Genomic DNA, 21703 nt, shown 5'->3' with positions numbered 1-21703 from the left:
TTACTCCCGGTTGAGGAATTCGGAGAACTCGCTGTCGGTATATCTTTTTGAATCTTCGACAAGGTCTTGTTTATCTCTGCTTTCATCTTTTCCGTTTTCCTTCCAGCGCAACAGGATCGCCTCGATATATTTCCACTTGCGGATGTTGCGGCTGACCGCGATCTCAAATGCCTCCTGAAACCACACACCCGGATAATTCTTCTCCGCTTCACGCAGCATATCCGACAATAAAGGCGTGAGCGGACCAATGTTCTCTTCATATAATTTAAATACGTTGGACTTGTTCAACAGGCCATAGGGCTGTGCGGCTGCACGCCATTGACCTTTGGCAAACGCCTCCGCCGCGAGACGTCCGCGCGGCGAGTTGAGGAAATAAAAAACCTGCCTGTCCCCTTTAGGGGGCGCCTCATTCTCCGCCTTGAGCAGGATCCGTCTCTCGACGGCTTTTCCCAGCCCGCGCTGAATCTCCTCAAACCTCAACCCAAGCGACTCGGCCTCGAAATCCGTTTCACACAATGCGCGGAAATTTCCCTCGATATGCTCGATGCGATGGATGGCATACAGCGTCACCTTCAACTCCGCGATATCTTCCATCTCGTTCAACAAACGAAGAAACGAATCCGGGATCTGGGTGAAGGTTTCGGAGGAGGTGAAGCCGGGGAATTGGTTCATGGCATTTATCGCAGGGGCGCAGCGGCGCTGCGCCCCTGCGTTTTATTCATTCGGTCGAAAGACCTTCGTGGCCGCGTTTTCGAACTTCGCCAATGCGCCGCGGAAGATCAATTCCACTTCGCCCACGGGCCCGTTGCGATGTTTTGAAACAAGGATCTGGGCGATATTCTGTTTATCCGAATCCTTCTCATATTGGTCGGGACGATAGATGAACATGACAATATCCGCATCCTGCTCCAATGAACCGGATTCCCTCAAATCCGAGAGTACGGGACGCTTGTCCGTACGCTGTTCGACGGCGCGGCTCAACTGCGCAGCAGTGAGGACGGGCACATTCAATTCCCGCGCCAGAACTTTCAAGTTCCGGGAGATATGCGAAACCTCCTGCACACGGTTGTCATTGCGGCTATCGCCGCCCATCAACTGCAAATAATCCACAATGACAAGGTCAATGCCGAATTCCATGTGCAAGCGGCGGCATTTGGTTCTCAATTGCAGGGGCGTGATGGCGGGGGTATCATCAAGGTAGATATGGGTATCGGAAAATACCTCAATGGCATGCGTGAACAGGGGCCACTCGTTCTCCAGTAATTTTCCCGTGCGCAGACGCTGCGAGTCAATGCCTGTTTCCTGCGCGATCAAACGCTGCACAACCTGCTCGTTGGACATTTCCAGCGAAAAGATGGCGACATGCTTTTTATGCGTGAGTGCGGCGTTCTTCGCGATCGAAAGCAGGAAGCCCGTCTTACCCTGACCGGGACGCCCTGCAATGATCAACAGATCGGACGGCTGTAAACCGCCCAGCAGTTTATCCAGGTCATAGAAACCGGTCGGCACACCATGAAAATCCCCGGGGCGCTTGGAGAGGTCATCAATGCGGTCGTAGTATGTGGAAAGGACCGAGCGGATCGGCTGCAGGTCGTGTTTCAGCCGCTTCTCACTGACGTTGAACACGGCCTTCTCCGCCTCGCCCATCACGTCATCTATTTTGTCGCCTTTGTATGCCAGGGATGCGATTTGATTCGCCGCGGTGATCATCCTGCGGCGGATCGAATTTTCCTCCACGATCCGTCCGTATGCCTCCGCATTCAAGGAGGTGGGGACCTGATTGATAAGCGAGGTGAGGTAGGCCGAGCCGCCAATTTCCGCAAGCTGGCCTGCACGCTCCAATTCCTCAGATAACGTCAGCAGGTCAACCGGGATGCGCTGTTCATGCAGGCGCGAAAACGCCTCCCAGATCCATTTGTTGCGGTGGATGTAGAAATCATCCGCCGTAAGGAACTGGGCCACGTCGTAATAAACTTCGGAGTTAATCAATACCGCCCCTACGACTGCTTCTTCGGCTTCACGGCTGTGCGGGACTACCGTTGACATCGGGCTGGCGGGGGCGGTGGATTCTTCGAGAGGGTGGTAATCTGTCATTTGAGTGTATCAGCTTCAAGTTGGGTCGGAATCGGGTTTGTCTTTATCAGGGCTGTCAATATCCAGCTTGTCAATAAAATCCTTGAACACGGATAATCGGTCGCTGGCCTCCTCCGATAATGGAGGCGGTGGTTCTTTTCTGGCGGGGGCGCCGCCCGTTTCAGGCAGGTCCTGGTCGGGCGTCATGCCCGCCGTATCCATCACGCTGGCATGGACGAGGATGGGCACATGCGCGCGCACGGCAATTGCGATCGCATCCGAGGGGCGGGAGTCGACATGGATCTCGCGCCCGTCTGCCTCCGCAACAATGTTGCCGTAGAAAATATCGTCCTGCAATTTGACGATTTCCACGCGGATGACGCGCGCATTGAAGGCGTTGAAGACATTTTTGAGCAGGTCATGGGTCAGCGGGCGCACCATTTCGACCTCCTGCAGGGCGACGGTGATCGCTTCCGCTTCGTAGGGACCCACCCAGATGGTAAGATAACGCTCGGTGTTCACCTGCTTAAGGACAACCACCCGCTGAGGCGCCATCAGATGCACGCGGATGCTGTCAATGATCACTTCAATCATGTCGGACATAAGGGGACTCCAATGGGTCTATTTTAGCATAAAGGCTCGTGGATTTTGCATAAGAATTGAAATCGCGAATTCGATTTGCCAGAAAGGGAAAACAAGGCTATAATCGGCTTCGCTCAATCGGGGCGTGGCGCAGCCCGGCTAGCGCGCTTGCATGGGGTGCAAGAGGTCGGAGGTTCAAATCCTCTCGCCCCGACAGCAGTACGAGAACCATCCTCACCGGGAGGATGGTTTTGTTTAAGGCATACGTTTCCCCATTGAGGGGATGATACAAATCCTCTCGCCCCGGCAGCAAAAATAAAACCGTCCGCCGGCAGGACGGTTTTATTTTTCTATTTCATCTTAGTAAGCGTTAACGTGCAACTTGCCAATCCATCCTGCCTCGGTTATCCTTGCGGGCGGGAGTGGTTAGGTCCCGGTGGGCTTCCTGGTCTTCAAAACCTGTGGCGGGTCGCGTTGCGGGTCGCGGTGGGTTCGACTCCCATCCACTCCCGCTCAATGTATGGAAAAACCCTAAAGGTCTGTTTGCATATCCAAGTGTGCAGGCAACAAAGGATCTTTAGGGTTTCTTGCAAGGAGAACCATGTCTTTTCCGGAAGTCGAAGTATTCACAAAAGTAGTCGCACGCGTCCTTCACATTGATGATGTGACCAGCGAAGACCCGGGCAAGGGGTTCTTCCTGCGCTACCGCGGGCACCTGCTCATGGAGGATTCCGCGGAGGCCTACGACCAGCTGGCTGACTCATTGAGCCAATACAACGCGACGCCGCTCTTTCGCGTGGAGGATGGACGTCATGTCATTTATCTTATGGCAATGCAGCCCGCGGCAGGGAAGGAAAAGATCTCAACGAATATCATCCTGTTCCTGCTGACCGTGTTCAGCGTGATGCTGGCCGGCATCCAACCCGAGGGGCCGCCGCCGCAGGAAACCGCAGATCTTTTTCTGTATCTGTTTAAGAATATTTTCACAGGCTGGCCCTTTGCGTTGAGTCTGCTGGGCATCCTGCTTGCACACGAACTTGGCCATTATTTCATGAGCCGCTATCACAAAACGCCGGCCAGCCTGCCCTATTTTATTCCCTTTCCCTTCAGCCCGCTGGGGACGATGGGCGCGGCGATCCTGATGCGCGGCATTCCGAAGAACAAGCGCGTCCTTTTTGACATCGGTATTGCAGGTCCCATCGCGGGGCTGGTCGTTGCCATTCCTGTTTTGTTTTTGGGGTTATCGCTTTCAGAATTGAACATTCTCCAGCCGACCGCAAATAGTTTCATGGAAGGCAACTCGCTTCTTTATCTCTTTGCGAAGTATGTCACCTTTGGTCAATTGCTGCCTGCGCCCCTTGAACCGCAGGGAATCGTGTACTGGCTGAAATATTTCTTCACGGGGCGTCCCATTCCATTCGGCGGCATGGATGTGCTCATTCATCCCGTCGCATTCGCGGGCTGGGCGGGCATCCTCGTCACGGCCTTGAACCTCATCCCGGCCGGCACCCTGGACGGCGGACACGTCATCTATGCCATGTTTGGGGAGAAGGCACGAAAGGCGTTTCCATTTATCATCGGCCTGCTGGTCCTGCTCGGCATCTCGTGGAGCGGGTGGTGGTTATGGGCGGCATTGCTGTTCTGGCTGGGACGTGTCCATGCACAGCCGTTGGACCAAATCACCACGCTCGACCCCACACGCCGCCTGATCGCCTATACGATGGTCGTTGTCTTCTTTTTGGTATTCATGCCTGTCCCATTCATGGCGATGGTGCAATGAAAAAAATAATCCCACTGGTCTTTATCGTCTCCATTCTCTTAACTGCCTGCGGCGGGGAAAACCTCACAGGCACGGCGGAACCTTCCACCACGCCGGCCGGCGCGAAAACCCAGACGCCGCAACCCGCCGTCGAAGCAGCCAGCAGGCTTGAGGTCAGCGAAGAGGCGTTGAACGGGCTGGAGATCACAGTTTGGACTCCGTGGTTCGGCATCGAGTCGGACCTGTTCAATTCATTCGTCAATGATTTCAACCGGCAGAATGAATGGGGTATTCTTGTGAATGCGCAATCACAGGTCAGTTTTGCGAACCTGTATGAAACGACAACCGCCTCCCTGCCGAGACAGGAGAAGCCGCAGCTTGTGATCGCACTGCCGGAACACGCACAGGAATGGTTTGCAAACGGCGTGGTTACAAACCTGACGGAGTACGTGGAAGATCCAAAATATGGACTTGATTCGCGCGATATTCCCTATGTCTTTTGGGGACAGGATACAGCGGAGGACGCGCGGGTGGGCATCCCGGCGCAACGCACTGCACAGCTTTTACTTTGGAATGAAACCTGGGCGGACAGGCTTGGTTTTGACTCTGCGCCCAATTCAATAGAGGATTTTCGCGAACAAGCCTGCGGCGCACGGGCATCCATGCTTGCAGATGATTCCCCGAAAAACGATTCTCTCGGCGGCTGGCTGGTGAATACCGAGGCGATGACCGCCTACGCATGGATGCTGGCTTTTGGCGGCGGCGTTTTGCATGAAGGCAATTATCGTTTCCTCGCGCCGGACAATGTTGAGTCTTTCAAATTCCTGCGCGAGCTTGCCGAGGAAAGCTGTTCCTGGCAAAGCGCAAGTGTGGATCCGATTGCAGCGTTCGTAAACCGCGAGGCGTTGTTCATCACTGCAAGCCTGCGCGACCTGCCCTTCGTCACACGCGCGTTTGCAGGCGCAAACAGCACCGACAAATGGAGTGCGCTTGCCTTCCCTGGCGAAAAAGACGGGGCGATGGCTGTGTATGGTTCCTCCTACGTCATTCTGGATTCAACCGAAGAGGAACAGCTCGCCGCCTGGCTGTTCGTCCGCTGGCTGTTGGAGAATGAACAGGATGCCCGCTGGGTGGAGACCACTCACCTCTTCCCGCTTCGCACCTCGACCATGGACCTGCTCGACGATTACAGGAAGACTCATCCGCAATGGGCACAGGCGGTTGGCCTGCTTCCCGAGGGCGAGATGCAACCTCAACTGCCCTCGTGGCGCACCGTTAAAATAATGCTCGGCGACGGGTTCGCGCACATGTACCGTGTCGATGTCCCCAGCGGACAGGTGGCGGTGATCCTCGCGAACATGGAATCATTGGCGAAGGATTTGATCAGGTAATTCCCCCTACCCCAGCCCCCTTCCCCGGGAGAAGAGGGGATAATCTTAAGGAGAGAGAACATGCCGCAATCGGAATATAAAGCGCGCCAAATGCGTGATAAAACACATGAAGTTTATGAGTACGATCACGATGAGACAAAACCCGGCAAGCCATTGCACATGCTCGTCCCCGGCGGGCTGATCGCGCTGGCAGCACTCGCACTGATCGTTTTTATTGGCTATCAGACCTGGTTCGAGGAAAGCCTGACTCAGGAATTGGGGATGCTCCTGATCTTGATCCTTGCACCGTTCTATGTTGGGGGCGTGTTCCTGTTTAGTTACGGCTATGAGTTGTACAACATCCCGCGCGCGCTGCGGTTGACCGCGATCATCGTTTTCGTCACGCTGGCGGCGGTTGTGATCGTGGCTGTGCTGTTCTTCGTGCTCGGGAACATGAAGGGCGGGTCAGGGTCATCCTCAAAATCATCGTCCAAACCATCCTCCAAATCAACATTGAAGTCATCCGGCTCTGCAAAACCCTTGGCGCACAACAAAAGCGGGGTGGGAGGCGTCATTGGCGGTGCGGCCATTAAGAAATCATCCTCCTCGTCATCCAGCCCTTCCTACAGAAGCAGTTCCTCGGGCGGCGGGGATGTAATCGTGCTCGGCGGCGGAGGCAGGACCCGCGTGGAAACCCGCGAGGTGACAAAGGAGGTTGTCAGGGAAGTTCCCAAGGAGCCGATGCCGATCACCTGTCCGTTCTGCACACGCTCGTATGTGCCGCTGGAATACAAATATATCTGTCCGAGCTGCGGAGCGGCGACGCCGAAGGATCTGATCGAGGCCTCGCAGATGCGGAAGGAATAACGCAAGACCATGACCAGCCAGACAGGCTCAAATGGAGATCATAGTACAGCGGCTTTTGAGAGTCCGTACATTCAAGGCGTGAAGCCGCGATCCCATATCTGAAAAATCATACAATTACTTTCAGCTTTCCGCACCGATCCCTGATACTGCTCCGAAAGGCGTTGTCCAAATTATGGACCAATGGGCTGCCGACCCCCAGCATTGGGACGCCATGCTCGATCTCATCATCATCACCGAATTCGGCGCGGGATACGCGCATTATTCCGGTAGCGACTTTGGAGGATACATCACTGTGGATATGGGAAGGCCGTAACCGAAGGGCAATTCCGGGTTCTAATCCTTAACCCCGACTAGAGGAGTAGCCATGTCTATAAAATTAAAGATTCTGGTTGTTATAACCGCATTGATCATTTCCTCCTGTGGCAGTACATCAAACCAAAGCGGGACCGACGCACCGGCATCCGATCCCAACCAAACCGCACCGGCCGACCCATTGGATTGCACAAGCAGCGCAGCGTTCGTAGCCGATGTGACCCTGCCGGATTATACAAATATCAAATCCGGGGAATCGTTCAACAAGATCTGGCGGGTGAAGAACAGCGGTACCTGCACTTGGACGGATGAATATTCGCTGGTCTTCGTCAAAGGCGAGCAAATGAACGCGCCGAAATCAACGCCTTTAACCCCGGCCAGGCCCGGTGACATGCTTGACATCGAAGTGGAATTGAAAGCCCCGTCCGAAGACGCGCAATATCGTGCGGACTTTGAATTGCACGACCCATCCGGAAAAGCCATGCAAATCGATAAAGGCACGCTTTTATGGGTGATCGTTTCGGTTGGCAATGTCTCGACGGCCAACTCCGGCGGCTCGGATTCCGGCTCAACCGACAGCTTCAGCCAAGCGGGATTTGCAGACGTGTCCTGCGCCTATACCACGAGCCAAACGAATGTCGATGCGGCCATCGCGTCCATCAACGCTTATCGCACAGCAAACGGACTGCCCGCGTATACGGTCAACCCGCAGTTGAACCAGGCGGCGCAGGTACACAGTGCGGACATGGCCTGTAATAATTTCTTCACCCACAAGGGCACAAACGGATCAACCCCGGATTCACGTGTGGCTGCAACCGGTTACAGCGCCTCGAATGTTTCGGAGAACGTGTATGGCCGCTACCCGCCGCCGACCGGGCAGGAAGTCGTTACCTGGTGGGCCACCGACCAGTCAGATACGCGCCATAATGCCAATCTGCTAAGTTCGGAATTCACTCAGATCGGTGTGGGGTATTCCTATTTCAACAACTTCGGCTACTACGTGGTTGTATTCGTAAGCCCATGAAAATTGAGTTACGGGATGGATAAAATTTATCCATCCCGTAACTGGCTAGCCTGCAATCAAATTGGGCATGACTGGCTGGTGTTGAGGGAAGATTTCATCCGTAGAGGGGTTATTTAATCGCTTTGTCAAAATTTCGGAGAGCACGTCGCGATAGTCGGTGGTGACGGCCAGATCGCCTGGTCCAATCAATTGACCTTCCGCCAGGCCCGGCCACTGTCCGTGGACTTTACCGCCATCCACATTCCCGCCCAGCACCATCATCATGCTTCCATGACCGTGATCTGTTCCAAAGCTTCCATTCTCGGAGGCTCGTCGTCCAAACTCGGACATGGTGACCATGGTAAGATGATCCATGTGGTCAAACATATCGGCGTGGAAAGCGGCAAGACCCCCAGCCAGGTCTCTCATCAGATTCGGCATGAGTCCGCTGGCTGAGCCTTGCGCGAAATGCGTATCCCAGCCGCCAAGGTCAATGGCAGAGACTTCGAGGCCCACTTCCGCTTTGATGAGCATGGCTGTTTGTTTGAGTGCCATGCCAAATTCAGAGTCGGGGTACATTGCATTACCTGAGGCGGTGTATTTCAATGGATCCAATGTTTCCAGCGTATCCATGATGGACAGGGTGTCCTGTCCCATCGCATCCTGCTGATAGACCGTGTTCAACGCGGCGCGCATTTGCTGCAAGGCACGCTGGTCACCGCCGAGGTGAAAGTCTGCAATCGAACGCAGGGCGGAGACTGGGACAGAACCGCTCAAACTTCTTTGCGGGCGTGTGCCCATTCCCACGGCGCGCAATGGGGAGGAATTGCCCGTGTTCAATGTGGCCAGATGACGTCCGATCCACCCGGAGGCCGGGCCGCGTTCATCGTCCACACCGCGCTCCATCAATTCCATCGCCTTGAAGTGACTGCGCGATTCGTCAGGTGCGCCGCAGGCATGAAGCATGGCAAGCTGTTCGCTTTGCCATGCTTCGAGCAAGGGCTGCATGTTCGGATGAAGGCCGAAGAATCCATCGAGGTCCACCACACGTTCCTCCCTTTTGGCGTTCGAGTCATCGGGGCGCGGAATGCCAAGCGTGGGGCGCAGCTGATAATACGCTTCTTCGCCGTGAGGGATGACCATGTTCAGCACATCCGCTGCGCCGCGCAGGAAGACGACGACCAGCGTATCGCCGCGCGGCGCGGTATTTTGCGGCGCGAATGCGAGGCGCGGCATCCAGGTCTTTTTTTGTTGAAACATCGGTAAAGTTTGTAACATCGTCATCTCCTAAAATTACACGTCATTGCGGGCCGCAAAGCGGCGAAGTAATCCCTGATTTAATTTGTGGCTTGCCTCGGGCTTCCCCTCGCAATGACATGTTCATCTCCATTGAAATGCCGGCGAAGCGAGCAAACTCGCGGCGGTGATCTGCAACGTCTCTTCCTCGGTGGCGCCCGCTCCTCGGACGGAATCAATCAACCCGTCGCGGAGGAGGCGCTCCAAAGGCGCACCCAATAATAAACACGCCAGCGCATCCACATCGTCCTGTAAAATGCCGGTGGATGAGACCTCCAATAAGGAATGGAGATCGTGTTTGGTGCCTGGCATTTCGTTGCGAATAAATTCAAACGCGAATTGCCAGCGCGGCATGAGGCTGCCCTGCCAGGCTTCGCTGAAATCGGGATAACCGTCTGGCGTGGGCCAGTTGAAATATAGTTGCCCCATGCGCAGCAGATGTTCATTGACCGCGATGGCATCGGTCTCGCCGTTGAGCATGCGCAGCGACGAGAGCACGAAATTTGCGGGGCGTTTATATTTTGGCTGCGCAAGCGGCAGGCCTTCAAAAAGGATGACGCGCAGGACGGATTGGATGTCGCCTTTTGTATCGAGGAAAGTTTGGGCGGCTTTTTCGATCACATCTTGAGGGGGGTCATCGGCGATGAAACGGCGCGCAAGTTTGGTGGAAATGAATCGCGCCGTAGCGGGATGGGCGACAAGCAGTTCGATGACCTGCTCCGCTTCTGCCTGCCCCGACGGCTGGATCAAATGGCCCAGAACATGTTTCACGCCCGTGTCATGCAGGTCCTCCTTGAAGACAAAATCGCCGAGCCAGAAATGGTCCTTCACATTCCAACCGGTGAGACAGCGGGCGAGTTCCATGACATCCTGTTGGGTGTAGCCCCCGTCCACGCCGAGGGTATGCAGCTCCATGAGCTCACGCGCATAATTTTCGTTGGGATGGCTTTTCTCGTTGGCTTGATTATCGAGATAGACCAGCATGGCAGGCGAATGCGCGGACGCCCAAACCAGGTCGCGGAAGTTGCCGAGCGCGTGTTTGCGGATCACTTCGCGGTCATCCACCGTTTTGAGATAAAAGTTGTTCCCCTTTTCGATGAAGATGTTGAAATGGTCGCTCCAAAACTCGACCATGATCTCGTAGAGCTGACGTTTGCTGTACAACTGGCGGATGAGCGCAGCCCGGCGAAGTTCATCCGGTACAGAGTCGCGGTCATAGCCATCGAAGAGCCGGTTGCTGATGCCTTCGAGTTCGTTGGCCTCCATCTTGAGGGTCTTGAACGGGTTGAGCAGCAGCCCGCAATCGAAATCGTTGATCGTTTCAAAATCGAGCTGTTCCTCGATCCAGGCCTGCAAACCGATCTCGATAAAACGGGCACGTTCCTCCACACGCGGACCGAAGGTGAGGCGGTTCAACGCAAGGAAGTCGCCGGCGTCGAGCGCAGTCCACGGGATAACGGGCAGGCCGCCTGCGAGTTTGCGGTAGACCGGGGCGCAGGAAGTCAGTGCCGCGCTGGCGGAGACAAGGGCGCCAAGCTTGAGGAAGTCGCGTCGGGAGAGGGTCATGTTGGTTAATGAGAATGGTGGCTGGGTCAGTGCGCAGGGGTGATGGGGGTTGGGACAGCCACAGAGGATGGGCCTGTTTGCTCTCTTGGATTCCAGTTAAGCAGAGCGAAGCCCGTGGCGCCGAAGGCGATGATCAGGGCGGGGATCCAGACGAAGAGCCAGCCAAGGATGGGAAAGAAGGCGGCAAGTTCGAGGATGACGGCACTGCGGATGAATCCGCTCAACGGGGTGACATTGCTGTGTTTGGAGAGTCGCGCGGCGAGGTGGGCGGCGATCCCAGCCGAGCCGATGGAGGAAATGGCAAGCGCTGCGCCGAGCAGGATCCAACCGATGAATTTGGCGGGTCCGAAGGGAAGCGCGAGCAGGATGATGATGGGGATGGTCAGGGCGATCACAACGATCAGTCCCAACCAGAAGGTGCCCCAGGGAGTTCTTTCCACACGCGTTTGCGCGCGCAAAATCAAAGCCGGGAACAACAGCCACCATGCAGTCAGCATGGCAGGGAAGGCGGTGCCGATGATCAACAGGATGAAGAAGAAGGCGGAGATGTCAGCCATGGGTGAAGTCCTTTCGTATTTGGTTGATGTAAGGGATACAGGAGGAAAGGCGGAAAAGTTGCAACTTAATCCATGAAGGACATGAAAAAGCACGAAGGTTTAAATAAAAAGACGCGGGTGAGCGCGTCTTGGATGAATATTCGGTGATTGGGGGTTTAACTTTTCTGAAAGAATCCCAGAATGGTCGCGCCAATTCCAACGAAGCCGACATAAGGCAGCAGCAAAAACCATCCAAGGAACGGGAGCGCGCAGGCAGTGCCCAGGATGAGCGCTCCAAGGGCCGTCTGCCTCCATGTGTCCTGTCCTGTGAAAATTCGTTCCCCGATGACCTGAGCCACCCCAGCCAGGCCAACGCTGAGCAGGATGCCAAGCAAAGCCAAAACCGCCATCGTCGGGAGGAACAAGACAACGCGCAGCAGATCCGGGACGCGGTTGCCGTCCAGCAAAGTCAGCAAAATAATGGCAAGCGTGCCAAAGAATGCAAAGTTGACCATGCCCACCCAAAAGGCGCGTGTTTGCATGGAGGTTGCCGCCGATTTTGTCCGCGCAAGGCGGTTGGGGAAGAGCACGGCGATGACAAGGAAACTGGCGGCGAGCGTGATGGTCAACAAGAGGATGATGAGGGTAATACGAAGGATGTCGGTCATGTGGGTCTCCTATTCAACGGGTGGTTTCGACGAAGTCTCAACCAGCGTGTATGTTATTTCGTTTGATTTCTCAACAACAATCCGTTTCCGAAAATCCAAAAGATGGCAACGACAGCCAGGACGAGGAGAAGAGTGGACATTTCCATCACGGGCAGAGGCAATGGTTGAATGGCTGGGAGTTGGAAAGTGGAAAGTCCGTCGAGCCAGGATGTCCAAAGGGATTGGAGTTCGAAGAGCACTGTCGTGAAGGACGGCGGTTCGATCCGCGGCAGCATGACCGAGACGAAGGGGATGGCGGCGGCCAATGCCGTCAGCGCGAAGGCGGCTTGCAGGGAGGCTGTCAGCGTGAGCCAGCGCGGGAGTTGGGGAGTCCGGCTCCGGTCAGGGATGAAGCGGGCGGCAATATTGCGCGTCAATGCCACTTCGGGCAGAGAATCCAGTTCGATGAAGAGCGCCTGGAGGGCGGCGAGCCTCGCCGCGCATTCGCCGCACGCGTCGAGATGCATTTCAATTTCCGCTCGGTCCGCGGTTTCATAGTCAAGATATTCGTTGAGCTGGTCTTCAGTCAGATGCATGGAGTTTCTCCGCGAGAAGTTTGCGGGCGCGGAAGAGATGGCTCTTCACGTCGCTGAGGGGGATATCCAGTTCGTGCGCAATCTCGTCGTAGGATAGTTCTTGATAATGCCGCAGTTCGACGACGATGCGATAATGCGGCGGCAGGGACGCGAGTGCGCTGCGGATCTGTTCGCTTCTTTCCTTGACCTCGGTCTGCTTCTCGGGTCGTTGACTTTCATCGGCATCCCGTTCCTCGTCCAATGCGGCGGCGGGCTTGAGTGACTCGATGAAATTCAGGCACAAGTTGGCGGCGACGCGGCGGATCCACGGGCTGAATTCGCGTTCGAGGTCGAAGGTGTGCAGGCGGTCGAGGGCGCGGATAAAGGTCTCCTGGGCGAGGTCTTCGGCGTCGCTGCGGTTGTGCAGGATACGGTAGCAGACGTTGAACACGCCCGTTTGGTGGCGTGCCACGAGGTCGCCGTAGGCATCCGCTTCGCCGCGACGGGCGCGCAGGATCAGGTCGCGGTCGGTGGGCGGAGTCATGGCTATAGTGTAATACAGGCGGGGAAGGGGAAAAGTTGCAGGATGGTTTATGAGAAACTGTAAAGGGCCGGACCGCTTTCGCGCTTACCGCCCCCACCTCGGCTGCCAATCGGAGATGGGACTGTTGGTCAGGCGGGTAACGCCCGAGCCGTCGGGGCGCATGACGTAGATCTCGTTGTTCTCGTCACGAAAGGATGTGAAGGCGATCCACTCCCCATCGGGCGACCAGGAGGGGGCGAGATTATCGCCGCCATTCGTCAGCTTGACCAGGCCTGTGCCGTCAATGTTGATGATGTAGATGTCCCGGTCGCCCTGCGATCCGCGGTAGAAGGCAAGCTGGGTGCCATCGGGGGACCAGGTGTTGCGTCCGCCCATGTTATTGAGGTCGGTCACCTGCTGAATGTTCGTCCCGTCCGCGTTCATGACAAATAACTGGCGCGCGCCGGCTCGTGAGGAGGCAAAGGCGATCATCGAACCGTCGGGCGACCAGGACGGGTCGATATCATCCCTTGTGGTCAACGCATGCGGGTTTTTGCCGTCCGGTCTCATCAGCCACAGTCCCTTGCCGTGGTTGGTAAAGACGATCCATTCGCCATTCGGGGACATTTCAGGCGCATACAGTGCGCCGATATCGTCCGTCAGTTTTTTTAGATCATTCCCGTTGATGTCAATCGAATAGATCTCAAATGTCCCGCTATCGCGTGAGGAGAAGTAGATAGTCTGCCCATCAGGGGATACAGACGGATAGAAAGCGGTGGCTTTGAGATTGGTGAGTTGTTTGCGGCCGCTGCCATCCGCGTTGAGCAGGCAGATCTGGTCGATCTGTTTGACATAACAGGCGAAGGCGATCTTTCCGGCCGGAGGCGGGGCGTCGTTGTAAATCGGCTGGGGTGCGGGGATCTGTTCGGAGGTTTGAATCAGTTCAAGTGTGGGGGGAGGCGTCGCAGAGTCGGTTGGGGAATCAGGGATTTGAAGCGTGGGAGTCTCCAAAACAAATAAGGCCATCGCAGGGGTCGGCGTTCCCACAGGTTCCTGTGCCACGATAAGAATTGCCCAGCCGATCAGCGCGCAAAGGCTGAGAAAGGCGAAGCCCAGGCCGGCGATGAGAAGTTTTTGGATGGAGGGGAGATTTCGGAATGTCATTACAGAATGGTGGTTGAGCAGGCGGCGGGTCCCGAAAAAAGGCAGACCACCGTCCGCCGCCGGCGGTCTGCTGGCTCTTGATGTTACGCTCGATCTGCGATCGGTTTCAGGTACGAATCGAGCAATTCGTCCATTCGATCGAGCGATTCACAAACGAAAAGCATGGGATTGAAGGCATAGACCGTTTTCGGGATGCGGGCGATGGTCTCGATATCGAACGGCGCAATGATGACTTCGCCGCCGAACATGCCCTCCTGCTTGATGTTCAAACTCTTATACAGCCCGAGGACGACATTCCAGCCTTCATCCGCGGAGGACATCTGTCCCTTTGTGTGAAGCGCGTTCACCCCGTCGATGATGCGGTGCAGGTTGGCCTTGCTGGCGAGGAAATGCGCCTGCAATTGCGCGAAGACCGGGCGTGAGAAATCGATCACATTGTCGCGCCCAAGGCGGTAGAACTCCATGATCGTGCGGGTAAGTTCCTTGCGCCCCGAAATAATGCCCGCGCCAAAGACCTTGAAGCGGTTGTCCTGCACGATCAGGCCGAACTCGGTGCTGTACCAGGCCAGACGCTTGATCACCTCCCGCTCTTCCGCGGTCGCCTTCATGTAGGCCGGCGCGAATTTGTCCTCGATGCGCGCATAGAACTCCTGCGTGAGAAACGGCAGGTGACCAAAGATGTCATGGAACATATCCGGTTCCGGCGTGAACTCCATCTGGTCGCGGGTGCGCAGATAATCGGTGATCAGGAACACGCGCTGGGCGAATTTCTTATACCAGTCATCTGCAAGCGTGTAGCGGACGACCGTCCGCTCGATGTGCCAGCCCGTGCGCGGTGTGATGCGTTCATTAAGATGCGCCACCGTCGAGATGCCCGACGGGTCGAGCTGCAGCAAATCCATCCCCGTATTCCATTCCTGGCAGATATGTTCCAGCAGGTAGGGTTGATAAACCCCGTCATACAAGTCCGCCCAGATCGCATGCTGCTCGCCGGAAAAAACGATCTCCTGGTTTTCAGCGGAATATTCCCGGGACGGGTCGATATGCTGTTCGGCGATATCACCCGTATAGATTGGCGGGGTTTGGCTTTTGGTCATACGATTGCACCTTTCTCTACAGAGGCTTGGGAAACGCAAAACATCGGTGAGGCCTGCAACGATGCAGGGGGATATTATCACCTCCAAAAAGGGAAGTCAAGAATATGATAAACACGGTCAAAATTGATAATGATACAATCAAAAAGATGAACGACCTGAATGGAAAAACCATCCTCATCACCGGCGCCGCCCGCCGTGTGGGACGTCTCTTCGCGCTTGCCTGCGCCCGCGCCGGCGCCGATCTCATCCTCCATTACGCTCATTCGGAGGAAGAGGCAAAACAAGTGCGGGATGAGATCCAATCCCTTGGGCGCAAGGCCCACATCCTCGCCTCAGACTTCGGGACACCTGATTCTGTTTCGAGACTCATTTCCCAGGCGAATGAATTTTCCCCGCTCTACGCGCTGGTCAACAGTGCCGCCATCTTCGAACCGCTCTCCTTCAACAGCACAACGCTCACAGACTGGCAGCATCACATGAACATCAACCTGACCGCGCCGTTTCTATTAAGCCGGGAATTTTCCAGGCATGCGAATGAGGGCCGCATCGTGAACATATTGGATTGGCGCGCCTTGCGCCCCGGCGCGGACCACTTCCCCTACACCGTCAGCAAAGCCGCACTCGCCGCAATGACCAAATCGCTCGCGGTTGCATTAGCCCCGCGCATCACCGTCAACGGACTTGCGCTTGGTGCGATCCTCCCTCCGGCAGATACCAACCCTGCAGGCAATCCCTCAGCGGGGGAAGGGATCATCGAACATGTCCCAGCCAAACGGTGGAGCGAGGCGGGCGAGGCCGGTCATGCATTAATCTTCCTGTTGGCCGGTCCCGCCTACATCACCGGCGAGATCATCCACGTGGATGGCGGAAGGCACTTGGTTTAATTCTGGAGTTCGTCAGCTTGTGGATGGATAACCGAGCAGCAAGCTGCCCAACCCAGAGCATTTCAGGAGAATCCATGGATAAAACCTTCATCAAAGACCTGCTCGTGCGCGGGATTATCGGCGTGAATGATTGGGAGCGCAAGAAGCCGCAGGATATTTTGATCAATGTCACCGTTTTTTCGGATACGGCCTGCGCCGCCGAAAGTGACGATATCAAAGACTGCGTGGATTACAGCACGCTGGCAAAAAAGATACAGGCACATGCAGAAACAGCCGCACGGCTGACCGTGGAGGCGCTGGCAAATGACCTGATAAAAATCTGCCTGGAACAAAACGGGGTGCGAAAAGCCATCGTGCGCGTGGAAAAACCCGGCGCGGTGCGCTTTGCCCGATCCGTCGGTGTGGAAATCGAACGCAAGCGGGATGACTGACCTGCATCGCGCCTATCTCAGCCTTGGCTCCAATATTCAAGCAGAAAGCAACCTTCCGAAGGCAATGCACCTGCTGCGGCAGGCCGGCCGGGTCGAATCTGTATCCAGCGTTTGGGAATCTGAGTCGGTTGGTTTCGACGGACCGAATTTCCTGAACGCCTGTGTATTATTCCTTACTGATCTAGGGCCTGTTGAATTGAAGGAACAGATCATCCGCCCGATCGAAGCCAAGCTGGCGCGCATCCGCAGTGCGGAGAAGAACGCCCCGCGCACCATTGACATCGATATCGAACTGTATGATGAAACGCCGCTCAACACGGATTTCTGGGAGTATGCCTTCGTGATCATACCACTGGCAGAATTGTTGCCGGACTTCCAGCACCCGGCTAGAGGCCTGTCTCTTGCCAAAGTGGCGCAACAGTTTCAAAGCCGCGTGTGGATCAAGAAGCGGGAAGATGTGGCTATATCTTAAGCGGACCCGCTCCACGCGAGATATTGTCCAAAAATTCCTCGCGCGTGGCAATCTTGGTGCGAAAACTCCCGAGCATGGTGGATGTGGTCATGCGCGCATCGTGTTTCTTCACGCCGCGCATCATGGAGCACAAATGCAGGGCTTCCACCACAACCGCAACGCCTTGCGGCTTTAGCAGGTTGTTGATGAAATCCGCGATCTGACGGGTCATGCGTTCCTGCACCTGCAGGCGGCGGGCGTACACATCCACGATGCGGGGAATCTTGGAAAGACCGATCACCTGTCCGCGGGGGATGTAGGCGACATGGGCGCGTCCGAGGAAAGGCAGCATGTGATGCTCGCACAGGCTGTAAAATTCAATGTCACGCACAATAACCATGTCATCATAATCAACAGTGAAAAGCGCACTATTGACCAGCTTTATCGGGTCTGCACGATAGCCGCTCAATAGTTCAGGATACATGCGGGCCACACGGTTGGGCGTATTTTTCAAGCCCTCCCGCTGCGGGTCTTCACCAAACGCGGTCAGCATGGAATGAACGGCTTTTTCAACAGCCTCGATGTCTATCTCCGTATCGAAGGACGGCGGCACATCGAAATCTGCGTTTGTTTCAGGATCACGCATAGCATCTCCAATCGACAATGAAATAACCCGATTGTATCTGAATTTGCATGAAGTGCATCAAGGAAAATGGAGAAAATTTAAAATCAGGCAGTTCAAAATCCTGCAAAAAACGCCCGGACGTATGAAGCGGGGAAGGTTCATTCCTGCTATACTTCTGCATCATGCTCAATACCCTGAGACACACCCTGTCTGTTCTATTACTGCCGTTCATGGTGGTGATCGTAATTCCTGCGTGGCTGTTTAATGGCTTTGCAGGGTATGATACCCGCTGGGTTGGGATGACATCCATGACCTGGACAGGTTTCATCGCGGGAGCCTTCTCCGTCTGGATCGGTCTACTGCTGCTCCTGTGGTGCACAAGTCTGTTCACTATTGTGGGACAGGGGACCCTGGCTCCCTGGGATCCGACGCAAAAACTTGTCATCGTCGGTCCGTACCGCCATGTCCGCAACCCAATGATCAGCGGGGTGGCGATGATGTTGATCGGCCAGGCGTTATTCTGGGGATCGTGGATCATGGCTCTCTGGGCGGGGGTTTTCCTGCTGGTCAACCACGTCTACTTTATATTTTCAGAGGAGCCGGGGTTGGAAAAACGATTTGGGGAAAGGTACCTCGAATACAAAGCCAGTGTTCCCAGATGGATACCACGCTTGAAGCCGTGGAGAGGATCGAACAAAAAGGAGCGGACATAAATGTCCGCTCCTGCTCATTACTTTCCACTCCTAAATCACAATACTCACCAATTTCCCCTTCGCCACAATCACTTTTCTCGGCTCTTTGCCCTCCAGATATTTCTGGATGACTTCGGAAGCCAGTGCAGAGGATTTGATCTCCTCTTCGCTCGCGTCAGCCGCGACGATGATGCGGTCGCGCACTTTGCCGTTGATCTGGATGGGGATTTCCATGGAGTCTTCCTTCGCAGCGGATTCCTCGAATTTGGGCCACGGTTGCTGATGGATCGAATATGGCTTGCCCAGCTGATTACTCCACAGTTCTTCGGCGATGTGCGGCGCGACAGGAGCCATCATCTTCAAATAGATTTCCCGGGCTTCCTTCCATTCCTCTGTGCCAGCCGCGCCTGATTCATGCGCCTTGTACATTTCGTTCATCAATTCCATCAATGACGAAATGATCGTATTGAACTCGAAGTTCTCGAAGTCGCCTGTTACTTTGCGCAGGGTCTGGTGAACGCGTCGGCGTAGATTCTTCCTCGTTTCGTCGGAAGCAGACCCGGGCGGAGTTGGATCGGTGAACAAGGTCCACACGCGGCGCATCCAGCGCGCTGTCCCTTCGATGCCCTGAGAATCCCACGGCGCGCCCATCTCCCAACGCGCGAAGAACATGATGTAGGCGCGCACCGTGTCCGCGCCGTACTTATTCACCAGCATGTCGGGTGCGACCACGTTGCCGCGGCTCTTGGACATCTTGCTATTGTCCTCGGCCAGCACCATGCCCTGGTTGCGCAGTTGCATCATCGGCTCGTTGCCCTCGGTGATGCCCATGTCGCGCAATGCCTTGTGGAAGAAACGTGTGTACAGCAGATGCATGGTGGCGTGTTCGATGCCGCCAGTGTAGGTATCGACGGGCATCCAGTAGTTGTATTCAGCTTCGTCGAACGGACCCTTATCGTAGTTCGGCGACAGGTAACGCAGGTGATACCACGACGAGCACATGAAGGTATCCATTGTGTCGGTTTCGCGCGTGGCGAGTCCGCCGCACACGGGACAGGTTGTATCCTTCCACGTCGGGTGTAATTTCAGCGGGCTTTCACCCGTCGGCTTCCAAGCCACATCTTCGGGCAGGGTCACAGGCAGTTGATCGTCGGGGACGGGGTTCCAGCCATGCACGTCACAATGGATCATCGGAATTGGCGCGCCCCAATAACGTTGGCGGCTGATCAACCAATCACGATAACGATAATTCACCGACTCTTTGCCGATGCCCTTTTCCTCCAGCCAGTCAATCACCGCGCTGATGCCAGGATTCTTCCGACCCTTTTCATTGTTGACTTTCGTGCCGTTGAATTGATCGGAGTTGACCATGACGCCCTCGCCGATGTATGCGGCTTGTAAGGGCGACTCATGAGTCGCCCCTTCGCCCTCGGGCTTGATCACCTCGACGATGGGCAGGTCATACTTTCGGGCAAATGCGAAATCGCGTTCATCGTGCGCAGGTACAGCCATGATCGCGCCCGTGCCATAACTCATCAAGACATAATCCGCGATCCAGATCGGGATACGTTCGTTATTGACGGGATTGATGGCATAGCCGCCTGTAAAGACACCCGTCTTTTCCCTGTCCACGGCTTCGCGCTCTATATCCGATTGACGCGCGGCCAGCACCTTGTATTCTTCGAGGGCGGCTTTATGCTCCGGCGTGGTGATCTTATCCACCAACGGATGCTCAGGCGAGAAGACCATGAAGGTCGCGCCCCACAGAGTGTCGGGACGGGTGGTGAATATTTCGATGTCTTCGCCGGCTTCAGTTTTGAAAATTACAGACGCGCCTTCGCTTCGTCCGATCCAATTCGTTTGCAGGGTCTTGACACGCTCGGGCCAGTCCAAACCATCAAAGTTTAACAGTTCATCGGCATATTTCGTGGCTTTGAAGAACCATTGCTCCAGCGCCTTTTTGATGACAGGCGTGCCGCAGCGTTCGCAGACGCGGTTCTCGCCCCAAACCTGCTCGCGTGCCAAAGTCGTATTGCAGTTTGGGCAAAAATCCACGGGCGACATCTTGCGGTACGCCAGCCCTGCCTTGTACAACTGGATGAAGAACCATTCCGTCCATTTGTAGTAACTGGGGTCGGCAGAGACCGCTTCGCGCCCCCAATCGAACATCGCACCCATGGATCTCATCTGTTTACGCATCCGTTCGATGTTCGCGAAGGTACGCTTCATCGGGTGGATGCCGTCCTTGATGGCGGCATTCTCCGCATTCAAACCGAACGCGTCGAATCCCATTGGGAATAGAACGTTGTATCCCTGCATCCGTTTGAAACGCGCGCGTGAATCGGACGGCGTTATTGCATACCAGTGGCCGATATGCAGGTCGCCGCTGGGATAAGGCAGCATGGTCAGCGCATAATGCTTGGGCTTGTTGTTGTCCACGACAGAGCGGTACAGCCCATCCGCCTCCCATTTCGTCTGCCATTTCTTCTCAAAGGCCTGCGGATTGAAGGATTTGTCCTTTGAGGTTTTTTCTGCCTTCACCACAGGCTGGATCGCGCTTGGCTTCTTTTCCAGCGGGACGACCGCTTTCGGCTTCTCGGTCACAGGCATGATGGCTCCGCTCGGCGCAGGGATGATCGCCTTCGAGATAACGGTTTTCCTCGTCGTCTTCTTTACCGCCTTTGATTTGGCGGGGGCACTCTTCTTCACTGCCTTTGATTTGACCGCCCTGCTCTTTTTCTCAATGGGCTTCTTGACAGTCTTCGCCTTCGGCGCGGATTTTTTCGTTGTCTTTGTCTTCGGAGCCGTCTTTGCCTTTGTCGTTTTCACAGCCTTTTTGGTCGCGGTTTTCGTTTTTGTTTCGGTTTTCTTTTTTGCAGCAGCCATTCTTGCCTCTCAATTCGTAGGGCGGGTTTTCAAGCCGCCATGTATTTGTTGTTGAAAATCTGTCAGGCTAAAAGCCTGACCTACAAGACAGCGGAATCAAAAAGAAGACCTGCAAGGAGCGGACCCTGCTTCCAGAAATTTCTTTTGATGTTCATGCGTGCCTCCTTCCAATTGACCATGGACCGAGGACAAGGGACCATCGCCCACAGTCTGTCGTCCTCCGTCCAAACAAAAAAACCCTTCATCCACATCAGGGACGAAGAGTTCTCCTTCGACATGCTCAGGACAGGTCTCCGCGGTACCACCCGGATTACGTTTTCAAGCTGGAACGTTCAAACGTTTCAACGTTCAAACCTGCTAACGT

At 55.4% G+C, this 21703-nt stretch carries 22 protein-coding genes and 2 tRNA genes; 11 read left to right on the top strand and 13 right to left on the bottom strand.

Features of this window, described 5'->3' with window-relative positions; translation table 11 throughout:
- From QY332_06945 to QY332_06935, 3 genes are read right to left on the bottom strand one after another with little or no spacing between them, the layout of a single operon-like run.
- Complete coding sequence (locus tag QY332_06945; protein ID WKZ37666.1) at positions 1-672, bottom strand: DnaD domain protein; 672 nt, start codon at positions 670-672, stop codon at positions 1-3.
- A 42-nt stretch (positions 673-714) separates the two neighbouring features.
- Positions 715-2094: a replicative DNA helicase gene (gene dnaB / locus QY332_06940; GenBank protein ID WKZ37665.1), complete on the bottom strand. Its 1380-nt coding sequence runs from the start codon at positions 2092-2094 to the stop codon at positions 715-717.
- Between the two features lie 15 nt (positions 2095-2109).
- Entirely contained in the window at positions 2110-2676 is a 567-nt protein-coding gene (locus QY332_06935) for a bifunctional nuclease family protein (protein ID WKZ37664.1), read from the bottom strand.
- A 118-nt stretch (positions 2677-2794) separates the two neighbouring features.
- On the opposite strand from QY332_06935, the gene QY332_06930 reads away from it, so the two are divergent.
- The 7 genes from QY332_06930 to QY332_06900 all read left to right on the top strand — a co-directional run bounded on the left by QY332_06930 (position 2795) and on the right by QY332_06900 (position 7987).
- Positions 2795-2869 (top strand) — tRNA-Pro (locus QY332_06930).
- A gap of 204 nt (positions 2870-3073) precedes the next feature.
- Positions 3074-3168 (top strand) — tRNA-Sec (locus QY332_06925).
- A gap of 88 nt (positions 3169-3256) precedes the next feature.
- Positions 3257-4435 (top strand): site-2 protease family protein, encoded by a 1179-nt coding sequence (locus QY332_06920; GenBank protein ID WKZ37663.1) that lies wholly within the window; start codon positions 3257-3259, stop codon positions 4433-4435.
- Positions 4432-5805, top strand: coding sequence for an extracellular solute-binding protein (locus tag QY332_06915; GenBank protein ID WKZ37662.1), 1374 nt, complete (start codon positions 4432-4434; stop codon positions 5803-5805). The genes QY332_06920 and QY332_06915 overlap by 4 nt, the downstream gene beginning before the upstream one ends.
- Before the next feature lie 60 nt (positions 5806-5865).
- Positions 5866-6651: a hypothetical protein gene (locus tag QY332_06910; protein ID WKZ37661.1), complete on the top strand. Its 786-nt coding sequence runs from the start codon at positions 5866-5868 to the stop codon at positions 6649-6651.
- Between the two features lie 172 nt (positions 6652-6823).
- A complete protein-coding gene (locus QY332_06905) occupies positions 6824-6964 on the top strand; it encodes a hypothetical protein (protein ID WKZ37660.1) in 141 nt (46 codons plus the stop codon).
- A gap of 51 nt (positions 6965-7015) precedes the next feature.
- A complete protein-coding gene (locus QY332_06900; GenBank protein WKZ37659.1) occupies positions 7016-7987 on the top strand; it encodes an NBR1-Ig-like domain-containing protein in 972 nt (323 codons plus the stop codon).
- A 45-nt stretch (positions 7988-8032) separates the two neighbouring features.
- On the opposite strand, the gene QY332_06895 is transcribed toward QY332_06900, so the two are convergent.
- The 8 genes from QY332_06895 to QY332_06860 form a co-directional block, all read right to left on the bottom strand.
- A complete protein-coding gene (locus QY332_06895) occupies positions 8033-9244 on the bottom strand; it encodes a DUF1501 domain-containing protein (protein ID WKZ37658.1) in 1212 nt (403 codons plus the stop codon).
- Positions 9245-9346: 102 nt separating this feature from the next.
- Positions 9347-10828, bottom strand: coding sequence for a DUF1800 family protein (locus QY332_06890; GenBank protein WKZ37657.1), 1482 nt, complete (start codon positions 10826-10828; stop codon positions 9347-9349).
- Between the two features lie 26 nt (positions 10829-10854).
- The gene (locus tag QY332_06885; protein ID WKZ37656.1) at positions 10855-11385 is read right to left on the bottom strand and encodes a hypothetical protein; all 531 of its coding nucleotides are present in this window, start codon (positions 11383-11385) and stop codon (positions 10855-10857) included.
- Between the two features lie 155 nt (positions 11386-11540).
- Positions 11541-12032, bottom strand: coding sequence for a hypothetical protein (locus tag QY332_06880; protein ID WKZ37655.1), 492 nt, complete (start codon positions 12030-12032; stop codon positions 11541-11543).
- A gap of 53 nt (positions 12033-12085) precedes the next feature.
- Positions 12086-12607 (bottom strand): zf-HC2 domain-containing protein, encoded by a 522-nt coding sequence (locus QY332_06875; GenBank protein WKZ37654.1) that lies wholly within the window; start codon positions 12605-12607, stop codon positions 12086-12088.
- Complete coding sequence (locus QY332_06870; GenBank protein WKZ37653.1) at positions 12594-13130, bottom strand: sigma-70 family RNA polymerase sigma factor; 537 nt, start codon at positions 13128-13130, stop codon at positions 12594-12596. Before QY332_06870 ends, QY332_06875 begins: the two co-directional genes overlap by 14 nt.
- An 84-nt stretch (positions 13131-13214) precedes the next feature.
- Complete coding sequence (locus QY332_06865; GenBank protein ID WKZ37652.1) at positions 13215-14273, bottom strand: DPP IV N-terminal domain-containing protein; 1059 nt, start codon at positions 14271-14273, stop codon at positions 13215-13217.
- An 83-nt stretch (positions 14274-14356) separates the two neighbouring features.
- Positions 14357-15370: a hypothetical protein gene (locus tag QY332_06860; protein ID WKZ37651.1), complete on the bottom strand. Its 1014-nt coding sequence runs from the start codon at positions 15368-15370 to the stop codon at positions 14357-14359.
- A 104-nt stretch (positions 15371-15474) separates the two neighbouring features.
- On the opposite strand from QY332_06860, the gene QY332_06855 reads away from it, so the two are divergent.
- From QY332_06855 to folK, 3 genes are all read left to right on the top strand, one after another.
- On the top strand, positions 15475-16254 hold the full coding sequence (locus QY332_06855; GenBank protein WKZ37650.1) for an SDR family oxidoreductase: 780 nt from the start codon (positions 15475-15477) through the stop codon (positions 16252-16254).
- A gap of 74 nt (positions 16255-16328) precedes the next feature.
- The gene (gene folB / locus QY332_06850; GenBank protein WKZ37649.1) at positions 16329-16685 is read left to right on the top strand and encodes a dihydroneopterin aldolase; all 357 of its coding nucleotides are present in this window, start codon (positions 16329-16331) and stop codon (positions 16683-16685) included.
- Positions 16678-17157, top strand: a complete 480-nt coding sequence (gene folK, locus QY332_06845; protein WKZ37648.1) for a 2-amino-4-hydroxy-6-hydroxymethyldihydropteridine diphosphokinase — start codon at positions 16678-16680, stop codon at positions 17155-17157. Before folB ends, folK begins: the two co-directional genes overlap by 8 nt.
- On the opposite strand, the gene folE is transcribed toward folK, so the two are convergent.
- On the bottom strand, positions 17147-17782 hold the full coding sequence (gene folE / locus QY332_06840; protein ID WKZ37647.1) for a GTP cyclohydrolase I FolE: 636 nt from the start codon (positions 17780-17782) through the stop codon (positions 17147-17149). The genes folK and folE overlap by 11 nt on opposite strands.
- 161 nt (positions 17783-17943) lie before the next feature.
- Here folE and QY332_06835 point away from each other — a divergent pair, with 161 nt between their 5' ends.
- Positions 17944-18474, top strand: coding sequence for an isoprenylcysteine carboxylmethyltransferase family protein (locus tag QY332_06835; protein WKZ37646.1), 531 nt, complete (start codon positions 17944-17946; stop codon positions 18472-18474).
- A 30-nt stretch (positions 18475-18504) separates the two neighbouring features.
- On the opposite strand, the gene leuS is transcribed toward QY332_06835, so the two are convergent.
- The gene (leuS, locus tag QY332_06830; GenBank protein WKZ37645.1) at positions 18505-21339 is read right to left on the bottom strand and encodes a leucine--tRNA ligase; all 2835 of its coding nucleotides are present in this window, start codon (positions 21337-21339) and stop codon (positions 18505-18507) included.
- Positions 21340-21703 lie beyond the last annotated feature (364 nt).

Source organism: Anaerolineales bacterium (genome assembly GCA_030583885.1).
Taxonomy (GTDB): Bacteria; Chloroflexota; Anaerolineae; order Anaerolineales; family Villigracilaceae; genus Villigracilis.
The sequence above is the reverse complement of the archived record's forward strand: the minus strand, read 5'-3'. Positions and strand labels throughout refer to the sequence as shown.